The sequence below is a fragment of the Hadarchaeum sp. (SeqCode) genome (assembly GCF_038871235.1).
Lineage (GTDB): Archaea > Hadarchaeota > Hadarchaeia > Hadarchaeales > Hadarchaeaceae > Hadarchaeum.
Map to the genome: position 1 here is coordinate 132,523 of NZ_JAVZIN010000001.1, position 17,985 is coordinate 150,507.

Sequence of the window (17,985 nt, forward strand, 5' to 3'; positions counted from 1 at the left end):
TCCTTTCTTTCGCTATTTAAACCTGAGTTCAGGGACTGACCCTATAATATCGAAAAACGCGGAAAAAGAAGTTAAATTTTTTAACTGATATGAAAATGTTTAATGGGACATATGAAAATTGATGTGGAAGTTAAAAACGTGACCAAGAAATTCGGAGAAGTTATTGCGGTGGATAATATTTCATTTACCGTTGAAAAGGGCCAATTTTTCTCCCTCTTGGGACCATCAGGTTGTGGAAAAACCACCACGCTCAGAATGATCTGTGGCTTTGAAACCCCAACCGAAGGTGAAATATTCATCGATGGAAAGCCAATGACAAACGTTCCTCCCTACAAGAGGCCCACCAATCTTGTCTTCCAAAATCTGGCCCTGTTCCCACATATGAACGTGTATGACAACATCGCCTTCGGTTTAAGAATAAAGAAAGTTCCAGAGCCTGAAATCCAGAAGAGGGTCAAAGAAATGCTCGAGCTCGTGCGGCTGCCCGGATATGAAAAAAGAAAGATAAGCCAGCTCAGCGGGGGTGAAAAGCAGCGGATAGCGATAGTGAGGGCGTTAGTGAACCGGCCTGCGGTGCTGCTGCTTGATGAGCCGCTGGGCCCTCTTGACCTGAAGCTCAGGGAGGAAATGGTCGTGGAATTAAAGCGAATCAAGCGTGAGGTAGGAACTACCTTTATCTATGTCACGCACGACCAGGGCGAGGCACTAACCATGTCAGACAAAATAGCCGTTATGAATAAAGGCAAAATTGTGCAGATGGGAACTCCACTAGAAATCTATGAAAGACCAAACTCCAAATTCGTGGCTGACTTCATCGGGGGGACCAATTTCTTTGAAGGAAGATACCGCGATGGTGTGGTGGAAGTTGACAAGCTGGGAAAAATCATCGTTGCGCCCGGACAGAGGATTTCCAAGAAAACCGTCCTGATCTCCGTGAAGCCCGAAAAAATATCCATAGGTAAAAAGTTGAGGAAGCTAGACAACGTCTTCGATGGGAAAATCACCGAATCATTCTACCAAGGAAAGTCTGTCACCTATAAGGTTCTGTTGGAAAATGACTCTTTACTCACGGTAGTGGCACCGACCACCGGCGTGGAGTTCATTTTCAAAATAGGAGAGAGAGTGAAGATCGGCTGGAACAAAAGAGATGCCCGAGTGATTGAATAAGCAGGAAAAACATGAGTTAGGGGGCCTGATGAAATCGGGTGAAGCCCAAAAGAACTCCCGGGGACCAAAAGCGGCACGATTAAAGGGATTGCTGTTGGTTGTCCCCACCTACCTCTGGCTCATTGTTACCTTTTTAATCCCTGTCCTTTCGGTGTTAATGCTTAGTTTTGCTGAACTTCATCCGGCAACAAAGGATATTTTGAGATTCCCCATATTGGACAACTACGCCACCTTGGTAATAAACTTGGACTACATCTTCGTGCTGCTGAGAACTCTGCTCTTGACCGTGGCGGTAACCGTCTCTTCAGTTGGGCTGGCCTATGTCTTGGCCTATTTCATAACTTTCAAAATCCTAAAAAACAGATACACTATCCTCATAGCATTTCAAGCACCTTACATCGCCTCCTACATGATGGTGCTGCTGGCTTGGCGCCTGCTTTTGGGAAGGACGGGAGTAATCAACTCGTTGTTGATGTCGATCGGTTTGACCAACGCCCCAGTTGAGCTCCTAGGATACAATGCCTTTTCAGTCTGGTTGGTATTGACAGCCACTTGGTTCCCTTGGCTGATCCTACCGATTTTCGTTTCTCTGGAGAAAATAGACAGGTCCCTTCTTGAGGCTTCACAGGATCTGGGCGCCTCACCGACGAAAACATTTCTCAAAATCACCTTCCCCCTGAGCTTGCCCGGGGTTTTCGTGGCCATTTTATTCGTGTTCATCCCGACCATCGGAGAATTCGTGGCCCCCAGCGTCGTGGGTGGTACCACTGGACTTATGTTCGGGAACCTGATCTATGATTTCTTCCTCAAGGGCTACAGATGGGAAATAGGCTCCGCCTTTGCCGTTTGCCTGCTCGGCATAGTTATCGTGGCCGTCGTTGCCCTTTTCCGGAAAATAGGCTTTGAGAAATTGATGGAGAGTCTCTAGATGAAAACGGAAAAAATCTTTTGGACCATTGTTGTCGCCTTTGCTGTGGTTCTGGCATTCTCCCCAATAACCATCTTATTCCTGCTCTCCCTCAACGAATCACCGGCCCTGCCGCTGAAAAACTTCCCAACCACCAAATGGTATGAGGCGCTGTTCCAATTCCCGGGTGCGGTGGACTCGATTATCAACTCCTTCATGGTCGCAGGAGTTACTACGGTGGTAGCAGTAATCTTAGGAATCTGCGGTGGCTACGCGCTGGTCAGAACCAAATTCTATGGAAAAAACTTGTTTACCGGGCTGCTCCTGTTGCCGATGGTTGTCCCCTACATCATCATGGGTATAAGCCTGCTGTCCTTCCTGCTGAGAATGGGAATGCAGCCCTCGCTGGTTACTATCATCATCGGGCATATCTTATTGGCGATACCCTACTCCACGCTGGTGCTGACCTCTAGATTCATCGGGTTCAACATCAGCCTTGAAGAGGCAGCAATGGACCTAGGGGCTGACCGATTAACCACCTTCAGAAAGATCACCCTGCCCTTGATTATGCCCGGAATCGTGACCGCAGCTATCTTGTCCTTCATCATCTCGTGGGAGGATGTGGCCATGGCGGTTTTGCTTGCCGGAAGTCAGCAGACAGCACCGGTCTTCATGTATACGTTGATTACCAAGTTGCCCAAATTCGTGCCAATATTGACTGCGATGTCCGCCATCATGTTCGCCATGGCCATCCTGCTTGCCGTGATAATGAGAAAGGCGGAAAGATTCTCGGTAAGTTAGCTTAAAAAACGTGCCCATATAAAGTCAAAAAAATAAATTCTTCTTTAGCCCGTTGACGGGCAGCACCTTTGCCGTTGGCCTGTGATTCTATCCAACACCGGCAGCTGTTTTAGCCTCTGTCCACGCCTCAAAGTACCTGTCCCAGATTTCTGGATCTGGATGCTCCCAGTTATAGAAAATTCCCTTACTCAGCAACGCGTCCGGGTTGTCAAGCCCCAGCAGATGGATAATCTCTGGATCTGCAATTTCCCATGCCTTTGTGTTCGTGGATGCATAGTAATAAACGTTGGTAAGGAATTGGCCCAATCTGGGATCCAGAAACGCGTTGATGTAGTCATGCGCAAGTTCGTACGTTCCTCTTTCTTTTGCACCCTGACCCACATTCATACAGTAGGGCCAGATGAAGAGCGCTTCCCCCTGCCTATAATCGTGTCCTGGTGTGAGACCCAAGTAGACCACATCCAGCCCGTCCTCAAGGCCCATCGCGTACACTTCCGTCCACATGGTTGCGATGGCCACCTCGCCTGATTTGAGGCTCTCATAAAGCTCGTACTGATCGTCATAAATGATCTTTGCCTGACGAAATGCCTTCGTTACCGCGTCTTTCCAGGCCGCCAGTTGAGCATCACTCGGGTTCTTGAAGTCCTCTACGGAAAACAGAGCATCAAAGATGGGGCCTCCTATCTCCGAAGGTGCATCGTACATGGCTATGCCAACTTCGGCATATCTTGGATCCCAGAGAACCGACCAGCTGTCAGGTTCCGGCAATCCTGCAGCTTGGATCAAGTCTCTTCGGTAGAGGATCGAAGTCATTCCCATGTCTGTTATCACGACATAGAGGTTGCCATCCTTCCTGCCAACTGTTTCGGTCAACTGCTTGAAGAAGGGATGCACATCTTTGTAATTGGGGATAAGGTTCAAATCCAGCGGTTCCAGTGCGCCGAGTTCCAAGTACCTAATTAGATGCGTGCGGTAACCTCCGTAGTTGGAAACGTCAAACCGATCCCCCACTGCTACTCTAGCCAAGGCCGATTCCTCATCAGGGAAGTTGGTAACCGATACTTTCAGACCCGGATGGGCTGCGATAAAATCATCCCAAATGCCATATTCCCCCATCGTCTGCAGATCGTACCCAGCCCATGTCCAGACTTTTAATTCACCAGCCCTCTTCGGACCCTGTGTCATTAGATAAAGTGCAGCAACGCCAACGACGATTACTACTACCACCACTATTGCAGCCAGATATTTCTTATTCACGTTAATAACTTTCCAAACGTCATTTATAAAGCATTTTGTCCTTCCCCTTTTCTACCGACAATTCTAGATCCAGTTAATATCCTTGAAAAACTCAAAACTTCAAATTTATGTTTTGGTGACCAATTCCTTACACACGGAAACGGCTTCGATGGCATCGGAAGCATAGGCGTTTGCCCCGATTTTCTCGGCCCAATGCTTTGATGTTGGCGCTCCGCCAATGACTACCTTAACTTCCTTAAGTAGCCCCTCTTTTTCCAGCGCCTTGATGACCTCCCCCTGATTGATCATGCTTATGGTCATCAGGGCTGAAAGGCCAACTATCTGCGGTCGATGCTTTTTGACGGCCTCAACGAACTTTCCGATTGGCACGTCTCTACCCAAGTCAATTATTTCAAAACCTGCTGTGGAGAGCATCGCCGCAACTATGTTTTTTCCAATATCGTGAATATCGCCTTCCACCGTCCCCAAGATGACCTTACCTAACGTCTCCCTGCTCACGCCAAGCTGCCTGAGCTTTGGCTCCACGATATCCATTATCGCCTTTCTGCAACCTTCACCCGCGGCAATTAACTCGATTAGATAAAGTTCGCCGCGCTCATACTTATCTCCCATCTCTCTGAGGACGCGGGCAAAGGCATTTATGACATCCAGAGGGTTCACATTTTGATCCATCAGCTGCTTGGCGAGATTACAAATCTCCAGCTCGTCAAGTCTGTACACGACCTCTCTAATTTTTTGTTCTAATTCCGATTTATCGCTGCTCATGTGTTAACCCGCCGTCGCCTTGGCCAGCTCCTTATCGGCCCTTTTCAAGATTTCACCAAGTCTTTCCCTCACGCTCCGATCAAGAGGTGCCGGCACATGCGTCTTGAGAATTGTTTTAACCCTTTCCCTAGCCGCCTCCGTCGCCGATCTGCCGCCAGCCTTCAGCCAAACATCGTAAGGCCTAAAGTCGGAAATCATCGGCTCCCAAGTTTCCCGGAAGTGCGCCAAGGTGTGTTTGTCGGTAAGGTAGTGGCCATCACAGCCGACCCTCATAATCGTGTTCAAGGCAAGCGTCTCGTCGCTAATCCCCACTCCTTCCAGAAGCTTCACCATCATGGTGACAATTTCGTAGTCTATCACCATCTGCTCGAAACAAAGCGTGTTGTAGTTCTCCAAAATACCTATGTCTCCAGCACCTATGTCCGCTCCCGTAATTGCCGAGATAAATCCCCCCAACGCCTTTTCATACGCGGATTGGGCGTCTGGCAGCTTGGAAGCCGTGGTCGTTCCTCCCGAATATACAGGGAGGCCATAATATCTGCCCATCTGATTATGCCCAGCAATCACCAAAAGGGCTTCCGGAGAGGCTCCCGAATTTCCTCCTCGTCTCATGTCCTGAGTGAGGGGGAAGGAGCCGTACATCACCGGTAGCCCGGGATTTGCCAATTCCAAGATCGTTAAACAGGCCAGTATCAGCGCGTTTCCTATTAAAATTGACCCCGCCGCCGTTACCGGAGCGGTTGCCCCCAGAATGGGCATCGAAACAATACTAATCGGCACATTGTACTTAGCCAGCTCAAGAAAGGGATCGATGCCTTCTCGGGGTATGATTAGCGGGCTTACCAAACAGGTACAAGCCGACATGATGGGTCTTTTTCTGATCTCCTCTCCGCTGCCCACGATCTCCGCCATCATCTCCACAAGATATGGAATCGCCCTGTGATCATCTATTGCCCCAGCACAGTAATGCTTTTCAGTGTTGTTAAGCACAGCATCAAACTCATGCAGTATGTGAGAGTGAAGCGGCGTGTCATGAGGCGTCAGAGGGGTAAAAATCGCGTTCATATATTCCAAAAAATCAACAATCTGCGCGGCCCTGCACAGATCCTCTTTGCAACCAGGGCGCCTCTCTCCGCTTTCAAGATCAATTACGTGAGAGGCCACCCCGTCGGTTATGTTAAAAATGTGGGCTCCGTCCACGTGCAGGTCAAGCTTGGGGTTCCTAGAATAAAGGGTAACTGATCTGGGCGCCTTTCGTAGTGCTTCTTCAACTAAATGGGCAGGGATTTTGGCAACGCGTTTATTCCGATCCACCTCTGCTCCTGATCCTTCAAGAAGATTCAGGGCCGTTTCGCTGATGACCTTAACGCCGAGATTCTGAAGCAAAGTCAGCGAAAGCGCGTGAATTCTATCGGCCTCCTCGTCATCAAAGACGCGAAGAAGCTTCAGCTTTCTTTCACCGATCTTCATGAAACCTACCGGTATCGTTCCAACCATCTCTTTAAACCGCATTTTAAAATAACTTTTGTGACTGGGCTGACCTCATTTTCAAACTGACCGATTATCTCTTTATTCAAAAAGAAACAATATCTGGCTGGTGAAACATGAGCGCGCTAATCGTCCGTCCCTCGAAACTTTCGGGTGTAATAACCGCGCCGCCGTCGAAATCCTACACCCACCGCGCCTTCATGATAGCGCTGCTCGCCGATGGAGAAAGCGTTATAAAAAATCCGCTCATCGGCTACGACACCATGGCCACCATTGAGGCGGTGAAGGAGATGGGTGCCGAAGTGATTCAAGAAGGCAACACCTGGAGAGTACGCGGTACTGGTGGCAACATAAAACCGCGCAAAAGATTTATCGACGCGCGCAACTCGGGAACTACCATTAGGATGATGAGCGCCATCGCTGCCCTCTCCCCTCAACCCACTAAACTCACCGGTGACCAGTCGATCCTGCAGCGACCGATGGGCCCACTGATTGAAACGTTGGCTGAACTCGGTGCCAAGGCCAAGTGTGAGGGAAAGGATGGCAGGCCACCTGTTATCGTCGCTGGAGAACTAGAAGGAGGAGATGTCGAGATCACCGGAAGCATCAGCTCCCAGTTCATCTCGGCCATTTTGCTTGCCGCCCCATACGCGCGAGGGGATGTCAACCTCACCATAACCGGAGAGCTACGCTCGAAGCCGTACGTCGAGATTACCCTAGAATTGCTTGAGATGGCGGGGGCAAAAATAACGCACGACGGCAAATTCAAGGCCTTCAAAATACCGGGCCGGCAAGTCCTGAAGCCGATTAATCTGACCATTCCTGGGGACTTCTCCTCGGCGGCCTTTCCCCTCGGGGCCGCCGCGATAACTGGCTCCACGGTGAAAGTAAACAACTTAGATATTAAGGGGGCCCAAGGAGATAAACGCATCGTGCCGCTGCTGAAAGAGTTTGGCGCCGAGGTTAGGGTGTTCAAGGACGCCGTTGAGGTCAGCGGAGAAGGAGGGCTCAACGGCATCGAGGCCGATTGCGGTGACAATCCCGACTTGGTACCCGTCCTCGCGGTTATCGGTTCAGTCGCGGATGGAGAAACACGGCTGACCAATATACCGCATCTGAGGTTCAAGGAAACAGACAGGCTCCGTGCGCTGGCTACAGAGCTGCGTAAACTTGGCGTGGAGACTACCGAGCTACCTGATGAGCTGAAAATAGAAGGAGCGAAATATCTTCAAGGGTCAACGTTGAGATCATACGATGACCACCGAATGGCCATGGCCTTCACCGTTGCTGGCCTAGTCGCTCGTGGTAAAACAATAGTTGAAAACGTTGATAACATCCCGGTCTCATACCCTAGCTTCATTGACGACATGCGCAAGCTGGGGGCAAAAATCGAACTAATAAAATAGGTGGGTTCTGATTTCCTCTGCCCCATTAAACAAATAGCGGTTTTGCTCATATCCGATAAAAATCGGGGAACATTGAAATGTGAAGCACGACATGTAGAAAGAGAAACGCCGAGAAAAGACCTGAAAGAAGAAACATTCTAAACCTCGTCTTGACCACCAAGTAACAATACCGACCAAAAAGTATGCCGTGTTAGCTAAAACGTAAAAGGTATCATCCCTCGAGGTCTTTTTTATCAGATGCTGTGATCGGCCACATAGGGAAGGAGAAAGAAGGGGATCATCATTATAAACAATGGCGCAAGGGTTTTCAACAGCCCTGATACTTTATCCCTCTTGTCTAAGACCTCCAATCAAAGCCAAATGGCAAAATTGCTAAGGATACATCGAAAACTTGGTCCCAGATAGAAAAGCCGTAGGAACCTGTGGGCCACAGGGATGAAAATTGAATCCCGCCATCGCAGATAACAATCAGTCAAAAATCATGAAGAAAAATACATCGAGATTACTGCGCAACTGACTCAATCAGCTTCGGCCGCAACCATTACCAACGAACCTTTTTTACCGTCCGTCGTTGGATAACCATCGATTATTAATCCACCGCTCACATAAACTGAAATTTAATTTTATATCAGACAACAAGGTGTCCTTTCTAATAACTATTTTATATTGAATAGTTGAAAACCTGTGAAAACTACAAAACCGATTAAAAAACCAACTCCGTGAGCGAAGACATCTACTTCCGGCGCAACGTTCAGGAAGCTGCCGATGTCGAAGATAACCAAAAACAACAGAGAAATGACCAGCGAAACGGCAAGCACGCTGGAAAAAAATTTCAACGTGTTGGGGTCTAACCTGAAAACGCTCTGTTTTTTCTTTCTGCTCCTCAAGCGCCTGCGTTGCCCTGCAATAAATCTAGCATTAGAGGGTAGATCGTGGAGGGCGCATGAAAAAACGATGCCCAGAGAACCGTAAACAATTCCGGAGGCGCCGTATGATGACTTGCCTAGTTTAGCCAAGAGAAAAGGATACTGCAGAAGATTGGCAGCGAATCCTGCAACGAATACCAGCAGTAGAAATCGGCTGCTCAAGCGGCGCCTTGTCTTCTCGGATTTATTCAGGTTGATTAATACGAATAAAACCGCAGCGAAAACAAACCCCACAATATTGCTGGAGATGTGATCTAAATCCACGTGAGAAAAGACCGAGGTCACGATGCCCCACGGGCGGTCGGCAGAGAGCCATAACCATCCGAGCAAATGTGGCCAGAATGAAAGCACAACGAAGACGCCGAAGTTCAATGTGAGAAAAATCACCAACGCCTCGAGGACCGGGCGGAACCCGGCAAGAAAGCGGTTGGTTTTACTCATACCATCTACCGCTATTCCTTTTGTCAATAGGCTAAAAAAGATGCCAAGAAATCGCCGAGGTGCCGCTTGGAAAAGCAGAAAAAGCTTTGAATCTTATAAAATCAAAAAATAAAATTTTCTGTTGGGGGCGACATCCCAAACATTGAGGTTTTTCTAACCCTCGGGACCGCCGTCCAACTTTTGGCGTGATCCTGTTGGAACCACGACCAACATCCGGGGTTTTGGTTGCCCTAATTCTTAACAAATTACGGGCCACGCCTTGATCCCCGGCGTTTCTGGAAGCATTCCCTGCAGTAAACAGGTCTGCCCTCGGTCGGCTTGAAGGGAACCTCGGTCTCTGCACCGCAATCGGAACAGGTTGCCTTGTGCATTTCCCTTGGCCCGAACCTTCTTGGCCCACCGTATCTTCCGCCATATGCCATTTTACTAACTCTCCTATTTTTTCTCGGATACGTTACGGAAAAACAGTTTCAACTATTTTTCCTGCGTCTCACAAGGAGACCCCACGTATCTTGAACTTCGTTGTCTCTCCTTGCTTAAATAGGGCTCGGTCTGCCCTGAAAATTAAAAAAGAAGTCAACTTCAAAGGCCAAGTGTTCTTTGGACCGCTTTTACTATAGGTAACAACAGCATCCTCGTGATAAACTTTAGTGCCCGTGACCTGCTAATCAGCTTCGCAACGGTTGGTGAAACTCTGTAATACAAGGAGATGAAACCCCTGCCCGCACTTTCCCGCATTAGATAGTTATCCCGGAAAGACCTAAGCACGTTTATCTCGTGCGCCATTGATGTCCCGAAAGCTGCGGTGGCGATGAAGCAGCCGCCCCCACGGCGCTCAAGGTTCAGATTAAATTCCGTCTTATCCTTGGCACACTGGTAGACTAGATGGGGAACCTTTCTAGTGGTCTTACCCCTCAGAGTTCTCGCTGTCTTTTCCACCTCCTTCCTCCCTTTTATCTCCATGGGGAGCCCACACATGGGACAAAGGATCGTGGGGACAGAGATAAGCGTTCTTGGGTCCACCTCGGTGTACTTTTTCTTCCCCTTTTTCTCTTCCTTTTTAACCTCACTATCCTTGCCTTTGGCCTCCTTCTCTTGCTCCTTAGCCATTTGAATCAGTGATTTATTGAGTCCGACCTTTTATTAAACTATTGGTCGCTGTCATCTTGCCACAAATTAAAATTCGATGAAAAGTGATTTGTTGTCTTACCTAAACTAAAAAGATTACTTCAGGTAGGACTCGATGCCCACCGTTTTGTCCAGTATAATTATGGCAATGATCGCTATGACGATGTATATCGACGCTGCCGCGGCAACGTCGGGCGTGATGGCGGTTTTGATTCTGGTGTACATGCTTATGGGAAGCGTGGCCGACCAAATCGTTGTCAACATAAGGCTGGTCACAAACTCATTCAGACCTAAAACAAACATAAGAAGTCCTCCTGACATTATTCCTGGCAGAAGAGCCGGAATAGTGATGTGCAAAAAGGTGTGGATTTCATTGGCACCCAAGCTCATCGAAGCGTTTTCCAGATTGGGATCCATGCGATTGACGGCGGAAGAGACCGCCCAAAGCATGAAGGGGAGATTTATTTCCATCAGGGCAAAACCGATGCCTAAAATATTCCCCACCATCCCGGCGCGCGCATATATGAACAGAAGTGAGATTCCCTGCACCACCAGTGGAACGGTGAACGGAAGTAGGAGATAAACTTGGATGGTGTTCCTTGCCTTTATTTTGTAACGGAGAAGCCCATACGAGGCCAGCATGCCGATGGGTACGGCCAGAATAGTGCAGAAAGTGGCGGCAATTAAACTGTTCTTTAAACCTGCCTGAAACCACGGCGACGCCAGCGCAGTAAAATACCACTGAGTCGAGAACCCCTCAGGAGGAAAGCTCACCCGTGGGGCGCTAGTAAAAGAGCAGATCAAGACAATCACCAGCGGAAGAACAAAAAACATCACCACGCCTGCCAGAAAGATCTTGGTATACCATTTCAAACTCTCACCTACCTCTGATGAAGATGTTCCCTATTTTTCCTAACCTGAGTATTATGTAGACGATAGCTGACAACGTGATGACAAGCACGACACCCATGGCCGCACCATAGGGATAGTTTACTGCATTGAAGATCATCATGTACATCACATTGGCTACAAAGTCAAACACGCCACCGCCCAAAAGGTCCGGGTTCGCATACTCGGTGGCACCAATAGCAAAGGTAACTATCAGCGCACCGAGAATGCCTGGTTTCAGCTGGGGTAGTACCACGTGGAAAAAGCATTGTCTTGGTGTTGCTCCCAGATTCTGGGCCGCCATCTCAGTATACTCGCTGACTGCAGTCACTGACGGGGCTATGAGCAGAATCGTCATCGGTAGTAACATGTGCAATAAACCCATCAAAACCGCATATGGAGTGTTAATCAAGCTTACGGGGCTGTGAAAAAGCTGTAGGGTCACTGATCCCAGCAGGCCCCTCTCTCCAAGGATTATCAACCATGCATAAGCCTTAACAATCTCACCGATGAAAAATGGCACCAACGTCATCAACAGCAAAATTCTCTTGAGGAACAATGATTTTGTCCTCACCATAAAATAGGCATAGGGAATCCCGATGAGAAGACACAGGATACAGGTTATCGTGGTCAAAGTAAAGGTTCTGATGAAGGAGTTTATGACTCCCTCAGTGGTGAATACCCTTACGTAATTTTCGAGAGTAAACGCCGGAACAAATATTTGGATGATATCATATTTAAAAAAACTAATTAAAGAAAAATAAAAAAGTCCAACCGCCATTATTCCTACGGCTATTATTGCCGGGAGGATTAACAAATAACCCGTTCTTTTCTTTGCCCAAGCATACATTTTTTCCCTAAGCGAAACTGTGCCTTTCTCTTCCACCATGTCACTCTAATCTCCTATGCACGCCGCGTGCCCGTTGATAGGGGAATTGCCACGACATCAACCGGTGATCTCTTGGAACCTTGCGAACCACTCTTTCTGGTATTTTGCCAACACGTTTTCTGGTACAAAGATATTCATTCGCCAGTGCTCGGGCTCAGTCGGGAAGGCAGGGTCTCCTTTCATGTACTCAGGAATAGTTGCACCCATTGCCAGGGGTGGGCATCCGAGAAGCTCCGCCCACTTGCCCTGGACCACAGGATCACAGGCGATGTTTATAAATTGCTTGGCCCAGTAATCACGCGCGGGCGGTAGATTCTTGACAACCTCCATAGAGTCTGTATGTACTTCCACACCCTCCTTTGGAACTACCCAAGCCACTTCAGCTCCGGCTCTCTTCGCCTCAAAGACGTTGGTCAATATGGTTACCAGAAGCGCCATCTCTTTCCTCTCGATCCACATGGAAAAATCTGGGTCCTCACCAAGTCCGCCGATGTTCGGAGCCAAAGTCTTAAGCAAGTCCCAAGCCGCTTCCATCTTCTCCGGATGAGCCAAGACTTCACTCATTTCAACGCCCGCCAGTCTAGCCAGAACTGCGTGGAATCCTATCCCGTCGTCGTACATCGCTATTTTGCCCTTGTACTGTGGCTCCCAAAGCACCCACCAAGAATCCGGCACTTTCGACACCAAGCTCGGCACGTACGCCAGAACGTAGGAGTAGGCGTAAACGTTGACGTAGGGCCATTTGTCGCCGTAGGGTGCCATCGCATCGGCGCCCGGCTTTGCCTCGGGTCGCATGTTGGCGAGGTTCGGAACCTCAGAGAGAGACATTGGCGAAACAAGGCCCCATTGTGCTTCCAGATAGGAGTTAGTTGATATCGTCCAGTTCACATCCACTGGAGGTGTCTGCCCGGCTGGAATTATTTCACGAAGTCGTGTTTGTAATTCACTGTCTTCAGTGTAATCGTACTCCACCTTTATACCCGTGGCCTCCTCAAAGGCTTTACCAACCGATTCATGTAGCGCGTATTGCCAGCCTCCGCCCCAAGCCCTGACGACAATGCTCGATGGTTTCTCTGCCGCTGGTGACGGTTGACCTACAATCCAAACTGCTGCCCCTACCACGATCACTATCACTACTATTGCCGCTATCACGATACTCCTTTTCATCGTTTTTCATTTTGCCTACTCATTTATAAACATTTTTGCATATCTTCCAAAAATTAAAAACTCAATAAGGGTTCATTAATCAATCAGAGTTTCTCATGTAATCTTGCTCTTGAACATACACTTAATGGTGCCACAGTAATTGAACTGATACCTTAATTGAAGGTGGAGAAAAAGTCACCCAAGAAATTAAGCTGAACAGAGAAAGATCTGAATTTATAAAGTTAGATGTAACGCGCGCAGAAGAGCGGCAAAAAATAGTTGGTGAGATAACGAGAAAATACGGAAAAATAAATATTTTAGTTAACAACCCTGGCATATTAATCTTAAAAATACAGCGCTGGCTTTTGAAAATTAAAACAAAATTCTGGATATAAATATGAGGGAACCTTTGAGTTGTAAATATGTTTTGCCTGCCACGAAAAAATCAAAATGCGAATCAATCATAATCCCTTTACCAATCGCGGGGGTGGTTGCTTTTCCAGAACCTGACCATGTTTATGATACATCAAAAGGTGCCGCAAAAATGTTAACCAAAGCCCTTGCGGTTGACTGTACCAAATACCATTGGTGCTACTTAAGACTCAAATAATGTTTCCTGATGTTTTTATTCTTGAGGAGCTCACGTCCTTTTCCCTGCATCGCTATTTTACCATTCTCAAGAACGTATGCTTTGTCTGCAACTTCAAGAGCATAGCGTATGTTTTGCTCCACCAAAAGAATGGATACCCCATTTTCTTTTATTGCCTTAATGGAATCATAAACACCAGCGACCACTTTGGGCGCCAATCCCAAAGACGGCTCATCCAGCATTAAAAGGGACGGACCACGCATCAATCCTCGAGCGATGGCTAGCATTTGTGCTTCTCCTCCGCTCAGCGTTTTTGCTGGTTGACTTTTCCTTTCTTCTAGGATGGGAAACATCTCAAAAACTTTCTTCAACGTGCCATTTTTCATGTTTTCTCTTGCTAGGTATGCTCCCATCTTGAGATTTTCTAACACGGATAAATTTGGAAAGATCTTTCTCCCTTCAGGGACATGGGAAATCCCCAACCGCGCGACCTCATGAGGTGGCAAGCCGTTTATTTCTTTGCCCTTAAAGTAAATTTTTCCCGAGTATGGGCGCAAAATTCCCGAAATTGTGTTAAGGAGGGTCGTTTTTCCCGCCCCATTAGAACCTACAATTGCAACTAGGCTTTTATCAGCAACCTCACAAGAAACTTGGTTTAATATCGGCGACTCGCCATATCCTGAAGTTAATTTCACAACTCTCAATAAATCCATTCTACCACTTTTCCCCCAAATAAGCATTTATAACCTGTTTATTTTTACAGACGCTTCTGGGGCATCCTTTCGCTATTATTTCACCGTAGTGAAGCACATACACATTTTCACAAAGCCCCATTATTATTGGCATCACGTGCTCAATGATGAGAATGGTAATTTTCTTTTTTCGATTGATCTCCCTAATCATCTTCATAAACTTACTTGCTTCACTAGGATTTAGTCCCGCACCTGGCTCGTCTAAAAGCAAGAGTTCGGGCTCCGTCGTCATTGCCCTCGCTAGCTCCAATCTTTTCAATTGTGTCACGTTAAGTTCTTTACAGCGCTTCGATCTTAATTCGTCCAACTCGAAATATTCCAGCACGTGATCAATCAACTCTTGTGCCTCGCTACCGCTCCGTTTTTTTAGCGTGCCTATTAAAAGAGACTCTTCAACGGTGAAATTCAAAAATGGTTTTACTATCTGAAAAGTGCGCGCCAGACCTAAACTACATATTCTGTGAGGCAGCCAGCCAGTTACGTCCCTCCCTTTAAATACAACACTTCCATGATCTGGCTTTAAAAACCCTGAAATGACATTCAATAAAGTCGATTTGCCCGCTCCATTCGGACCAATAAGTCCAGTTATTTTGCCTTTTTCAATCTCAATGTTCACATTATTTAAAGCAACTATTCCACCGAACTTCTTAACTATCTCTCTCGTTTCAAGAATAATATCGCTATTCATATTGAACCTCTCAATTTTTTCTTGATTTTTAAATAAACATTTTTAAGAATGTAACTCAAACCCTCAGGCCTAAACAATATTATCAATACTATAGCCAAGCCAAAAATCGCTGGATAAATACCAAGTACTATAGTCCCAAAAGTTGCTCTCAAAAGTTCTTTAAGAGTGACCAATATTGCCGCCGCAAGTAATGGTCCATAATATGTTCCCAATCCACCAACTATTCCCAGAACCGCTATCTCAAGTGCAAAGTCCATGTTGAAATCGGTCCCAGGTTGAATAAAGCTACAAAAACATGCGTAAAAACCACCAAATGCCCCGACGATTAACGAATAAATTAATAATCCTTTTAACTTTGTCTTGCGAGTATCAACTCCTAAGCTTTCCGCAGCATCTTCATTACTGCCTAAAGCCAACATCGAATATCCGATTTTAGAGTATCTCAATCGATAATTAACTAAAAATGCAACTAACAAAAATGCTAGAGCAATATAAAAATATGGAATATATGATCCAAAACTCATGTAATAAAATTCATCTGTTCTAGATCGAGGCAAATATCTTTCCAATGGACCACCAACCTCTTTCCACAACATGAAAACTACTCGCAAGATCTCAACAAGGCCCAACGTCGAAAGCGCGTACCATATCTCCTTTACCCCGTAGCGAAACATTACATATCCAACCGCCACGGCAAATCCTGCGGCAATAATTGCGCCGAAGAACATACCAATCCACGGTGTAATATTCCATCTAATCAACAGAGTTCCCGTTACATAGGCTCCAAGACCCAAATAAGCAGTTGCTCCCAGATCCAACTGTCCAGCAATTCCCCCCATGATATTCCAAGCTGTAGCAATTACTCCATAAATTAACACGACAGTTGCAAGCAACGTGTAATATTCATTGAACCCAACTAAAACAGGTATCAAGCCGAGTATTAAAGCAAATACTATAAAAGCCGAAGCAAACTGCTTGGATTTCATATCATTTCCTCCCAAACAGCCCCTTCGGCTTGAGCCATATGACCAATATGAAAAGCAAATATATCGGCAAGACGTGGGCTTCAGGGGCTACAAAGGTAACCACTAAAGATTCGGCGATACCAACGATAATCGCCGCAGGAACTATTCCAGATATGCTACCTAATCCAGCAAGCGCTACTATGCACCAACTAAGTAAGCCAAATCTTACATAAGAAGATGGATCTGCATGTTGATATGTCATCAAAAAAGCAGCTGGAATCGTGACCAAAGCCAAACCGATCCCAAATGCCAGAGCATAAACCCGCTTAACATTAACCCCCATCAGATAAGCGGCTGTTTTGTCATCGGAGGCCGCTAACATAGAAAGTCCTGTGTATGTTCTAGTTAAAAATAAATGAATGATTATCAACAACGCCACGCTTACCAAGGCCGTTGCCAAACGTGAATAAGTAATTGTAAAGGCGCCAATATTTAAAATACCAAACATAAACGATGAAGGCAAACCTTTGGGTGCTGTACCACCAACTATTTGAACGAAAGAACGTATGATCATTGCAACACCCATCATCAGCGCAATTTGGGAAAGAGGAGTTCCCATCGTCCGATTAAGCATGCCATAATAAATTAAAACACCAAAAAGAAAGAAAATTGGTAACAATGGTAAAAACGCCAAAGTTTGATCTACCCCTAGAAAAGAAACGAACCAAAAAACAAAGTACATCGCTAACATTACAAACTCTCCATGCGCGAAATTTATCAAATCCATTACTCCGTAAATAATCGATAACCCAAGTGCAATCATTGCATATATTAGGCCATTGACCAGTCCACTCATGATAGCTTGGAATAGTACTTCTAACATTGCATCTTTAATTTTCTTGCCAGTAACATTTATTAAGCTTTTGCCAAATTTTAATCCCTTAAAACTGCCAATAGTTAGACGATTTAGAATCGATGCACACTAGAGGCTGTGATTATTTTTATTACAAAAATTTGCTATCAGGATTTTAAAATAAATTTGATTTAGAAAATAAAAACAAAAAACGTTAAAAAGCAGAGAATACATAAAAAAATGATTAAATGGAAGTTTCAGTGAATGAACTAATTGATAAATACAAGACAATGGTGAAAATTAGAAGATTTGAGGAAAAAGTAGGTGAACTTTTCGCGAAGGGGAAAATACCGGGATTTCTGCATTTGTCAATTGGCCAAGAAGCTGTGCCAGCCGGTATGCGTAATGTGGTAAAAAAAGGCGATTATTTAATAAGCACGCATCGCGCCCACGGACACATGATTGCTTGGGGCTTGGATTTATCCAAAATGTTTGCTGAGCTTTTCGGCAAAGAAACTGGTTATAACAGGGGGAGAGGCGGTTCGATGCACATAAGTGATTATGAAAGCGGCGCTCTTTTTGCCAGCGCCATTGTAGGTGCTGGAACGGTGATCGCAACCGGTTCAGGGTTATCAGCTAAATTGAGAAGAACTGACCAAGTAACGATTTGCTTTATGGGGGACGGAGCCGCGGAGGAAGGAACTTTCCATGAAGGCTTAAATTTAGCCGCTATATGGAAGTTGCCCGTCATTTTTGTTGTTGAAAACAATATGTATGCGATTTCTATGTGCGTGAAAAATGCGATGCTGTGTGAAAAAATTTCAGATCGCGCCAAAGCTTACGGGATGCCTGGTGTAACTGTAGATGGAAACGATGTCCTAGAAGTATATAACGCATTTAAAGACGCGGTAAAAAGAGCCCGAGAAGGT

General features: G+C 46.3%; 19 protein-coding genes. 6 read left to right on the plus strand and 13 right to left on the minus strand.

The annotated features are described in order from the left end of the window. Positions 1-111 precede the first annotated feature (111 nt). Genes QXT02_RS00765 through QXT02_RS00775 form a run of 3 tightly spaced genes read left to right on the plus strand, consistent with a single transcriptional unit; the run spans position 112 to position 2,875 of the window. Positions 112-1,167, plus strand: coding sequence for an ABC transporter ATP-binding protein (locus QXT02_RS00765; RefSeq protein ID WP_342811411.1), 1,056 nt, complete (start codon positions 112-114; stop codon positions 1,165-1,167). A gap of 28 nt (positions 1,168-1,195) precedes the next feature. Further along, entirely contained in the window at positions 1,196-2,095 is a 900-nt protein-coding gene (locus QXT02_RS00770) for an ABC transporter permease (protein WP_342811412.1), read from the plus strand. Next, entirely contained in the window at positions 2,096-2,875 is a 780-nt protein-coding gene (locus QXT02_RS00775; protein ID WP_342811413.1) for an ABC transporter permease, read from the plus strand. Positions 2,876-2,962: 87 nt separating this feature from the next. On the opposite strand, the gene QXT02_RS00780 is transcribed toward QXT02_RS00775, so the two are convergent. From QXT02_RS00780 to QXT02_RS00790, 3 genes are all read right to left on the minus strand, one after another. Beyond that, a complete protein-coding gene (locus tag QXT02_RS00780) occupies positions 2,963-4,105 on the minus strand; it encodes a PotD/PotF family extracellular solute-binding protein (protein ID WP_342811414.1) in 1,143 nt (380 codons plus the stop codon). A gap of 132 nt (positions 4,106-4,237) precedes the next feature. Continuing rightward, complete coding sequence (locus QXT02_RS00785) at positions 4,238-4,897, minus strand: B12-binding domain-containing protein (RefSeq protein ID WP_342811415.1); 660 nt, start codon at positions 4,895-4,897, stop codon at positions 4,238-4,240. Positions 4,898-4,900: 3 nt separating this feature from the next. Then, positions 4,901-6,409 carry a trimethylamine methyltransferase family protein gene (locus QXT02_RS00790; protein ID WP_342811416.1) on the minus strand — a complete coding sequence of 503 codons (1,509 nt, stop codon included), beginning with the start codon at positions 6,407-6,409 and terminating at the stop codon, positions 4,901-4,903. A gap of 92 nt (positions 6,410-6,501) precedes the next feature. On the opposite strand from QXT02_RS00790, the gene aroA reads away from it, so the two are divergent. Beyond that, positions 6,502-7,791, plus strand: a complete 1,290-nt coding sequence (gene aroA / locus QXT02_RS00795) for a 3-phosphoshikimate 1-carboxyvinyltransferase (protein ID WP_342811417.1) — start codon at positions 6,502-6,504, stop codon at positions 7,789-7,791. A 656-nt stretch (positions 7,792-8,447) separates the two neighbouring features. Here aroA and QXT02_RS00800 read toward each other — a convergent pair. The 6 genes from QXT02_RS00800 to QXT02_RS00825 form a co-directional block, all read right to left on the minus strand. Next, positions 8,448-9,158 carry a rhomboid family intramembrane serine protease gene (locus QXT02_RS00800; protein WP_342811418.1) on the minus strand — a complete coding sequence of 237 codons (711 nt, stop codon included), beginning with the start codon at positions 9,156-9,158 and terminating at the stop codon, positions 8,448-8,450. Positions 9,159-9,403: 245 nt separating this feature from the next. Further along, on the minus strand, positions 9,404-9,580 hold the full coding sequence (locus QXT02_RS00805; protein WP_342811419.1) for a CxxC-x17-CxxC domain-containing protein: 177 nt from the start codon (positions 9,578-9,580) through the stop codon (positions 9,404-9,406). Between the two features lie 160 nt (positions 9,581-9,740). Beyond that, positions 9,741-10,268: a CFI-box-CTERM domain-containing protein gene (locus tag QXT02_RS00810; RefSeq protein WP_342811420.1), complete on the minus strand. Its 528-nt coding sequence runs from the start codon at positions 10,266-10,268 to the stop codon at positions 9,741-9,743. Between the two features lie 114 nt (positions 10,269-10,382). Continuing rightward, the gene (locus QXT02_RS00815; protein ID WP_342811421.1) at positions 10,383-11,159 is read right to left on the minus strand and encodes an ABC transporter permease; all 777 of its coding nucleotides are present in this window, start codon (positions 11,157-11,159) and stop codon (positions 10,383-10,385) included. Between the two features lie 4 nt (positions 11,160-11,163). After that, a complete protein-coding gene (locus QXT02_RS00820) occupies positions 11,164-12,060 on the minus strand; it encodes an ABC transporter permease (RefSeq protein ID WP_342811422.1) in 897 nt (298 codons plus the stop codon). Between the two features lie 60 nt (positions 12,061-12,120). Then, on the minus strand, positions 12,121-13,230 hold the full coding sequence (locus QXT02_RS00825; RefSeq protein WP_342811423.1) for an ABC transporter substrate-binding protein: 1,110 nt from the start codon (positions 13,228-13,230) through the stop codon (positions 12,121-12,123). A 155-nt stretch (positions 13,231-13,385) separates the two neighbouring features. On the opposite strand from QXT02_RS00825, the gene QXT02_RS06740 reads away from it, so the two are divergent. Continuing rightward, on the plus strand, positions 13,386-13,604 hold the full coding sequence (locus QXT02_RS06740; protein WP_404980400.1) for an SDR family NAD(P)-dependent oxidoreductase: 219 nt from the start codon (positions 13,386-13,388) through the stop codon (positions 13,602-13,604). A 196-nt stretch (positions 13,605-13,800) separates the two neighbouring features. Here QXT02_RS06740 and QXT02_RS00830 read toward each other — a convergent pair whose 3' ends face one another. Genes QXT02_RS00830 through QXT02_RS00845 form a run of 4 tightly spaced genes read right to left on the minus strand, consistent with a single transcriptional unit; the run spans position 13,801 to position 17,059 of the window. After that, positions 13,801-14,511, minus strand: coding sequence for an ABC transporter ATP-binding protein (locus tag QXT02_RS00830; protein ID WP_342811424.1), 711 nt, complete (start codon positions 14,509-14,511; stop codon positions 13,801-13,803). A gap of 1 nt (position 14,512) precedes the next feature. Further along, positions 14,513-15,238, minus strand: a complete 726-nt coding sequence (locus tag QXT02_RS00835) for an ABC transporter ATP-binding protein (RefSeq protein ID WP_342811425.1) — start codon at positions 15,236-15,238, stop codon at positions 14,513-14,515. Further along, a complete protein-coding gene (locus QXT02_RS00840) occupies positions 15,235-16,239 on the minus strand; it encodes a branched-chain amino acid ABC transporter permease (protein ID WP_342811426.1) in 1,005 nt (334 codons plus the stop codon). The genes QXT02_RS00835 and QXT02_RS00840 overlap by 4 nt, the downstream gene beginning before the upstream one ends. After that, a complete protein-coding gene (locus QXT02_RS00845; RefSeq protein ID WP_342811427.1) occupies positions 16,226-17,059 on the minus strand; it encodes a branched-chain amino acid ABC transporter permease in 834 nt (277 codons plus the stop codon). The genes QXT02_RS00840 and QXT02_RS00845 overlap by 14 nt, the downstream gene beginning before the upstream one ends. A 245-nt stretch (positions 17,060-17,304) precedes the next feature. Between QXT02_RS00845 and QXT02_RS00850 the strand changes: the two genes are divergently transcribed. Beyond that, positions 17,305-17,985: thiamine pyrophosphate-dependent dehydrogenase E1 component subunit alpha (locus QXT02_RS00850; protein ID WP_342811428.1), on the plus strand; the 681-nt coding region annotated here is incomplete at its 3' end.

Coding starts and splice junctions, on each gene's coding strand:
- QXT02_RS00765 (WP_342811411.1), top strand. CDS start 112: ATGAAAATTGATGTGGAAGTTAAAAACGTGACCAAGAAATTCGGAGAA.
- QXT02_RS00770 (WP_342811412.1), top strand. CDS start 1,196: ATGAAATCGGGTGAAGCCCAAAAGAACTCCCGGGGACCAAAAGCGGCA.
- QXT02_RS00775 (WP_342811413.1), top strand. CDS start 2,096: ATGAAAACGGAAAAAATCTTTTGGACCATTGTTGTCGCCTTTGCTGTG.
- QXT02_RS00785 (WP_342811415.1), bottom strand. CDS start 4,897: ATGAGCAGCGATAAATCGGAATTAGAACAAAAAATTAGAGAGGTCGTG.
- QXT02_RS00790 (WP_342811416.1), bottom strand. CDS start 6,409: ATGCGGTTTAAAGAGATGGTTGGAACGATACCGGTAGGTTTCATGAAG.
- aroA (WP_342811417.1), top strand. CDS start 6,502: ATGAGCGCGCTAATCGTCCGTCCCTCGAAACTTTCGGGTGTAATAACC.
- QXT02_RS00800 (WP_342811418.1), bottom strand. CDS start 9,158: ATGAGTAAAACCAACCGCTTTCTTGCCGGGTTCCGCCCGGTCCTCGAG.
- QXT02_RS00805 (WP_342811419.1), bottom strand. CDS start 9,580: ATGGCATATGGCGGAAGATACGGTGGGCCAAGAAGGTTCGGGCCAAGG.
- QXT02_RS00810 (WP_342811420.1), bottom strand. CDS start 10,268: ATGGCTAAGGAGCAAGAGAAGGAGGCCAAAGGCAAGGATAGTGAGGTT.
- QXT02_RS00825 (WP_342811423.1), bottom strand. CDS start 13,230: ATGAAAAGGAGTATCGTGATAGCGGCAATAGTAGTGATAGTGATCGTG.
- QXT02_RS00830 (WP_342811424.1), bottom strand. CDS start 14,511: ATGGATTTATTGAGAGTTGTGAAATTAACTTCAGGATATGGCGAGTCG.
- QXT02_RS00835 (WP_342811425.1), bottom strand. CDS start 15,238: ATGAATAGCGATATTATTCTTGAAACGAGAGAGATAGTTAAGAAGTTC.
- QXT02_RS00845 (WP_342811427.1), bottom strand. CDS start 17,059: ATGAGTGGACTGGTCAATGGCCTAATATATGCAATGATTGCACTTGGG.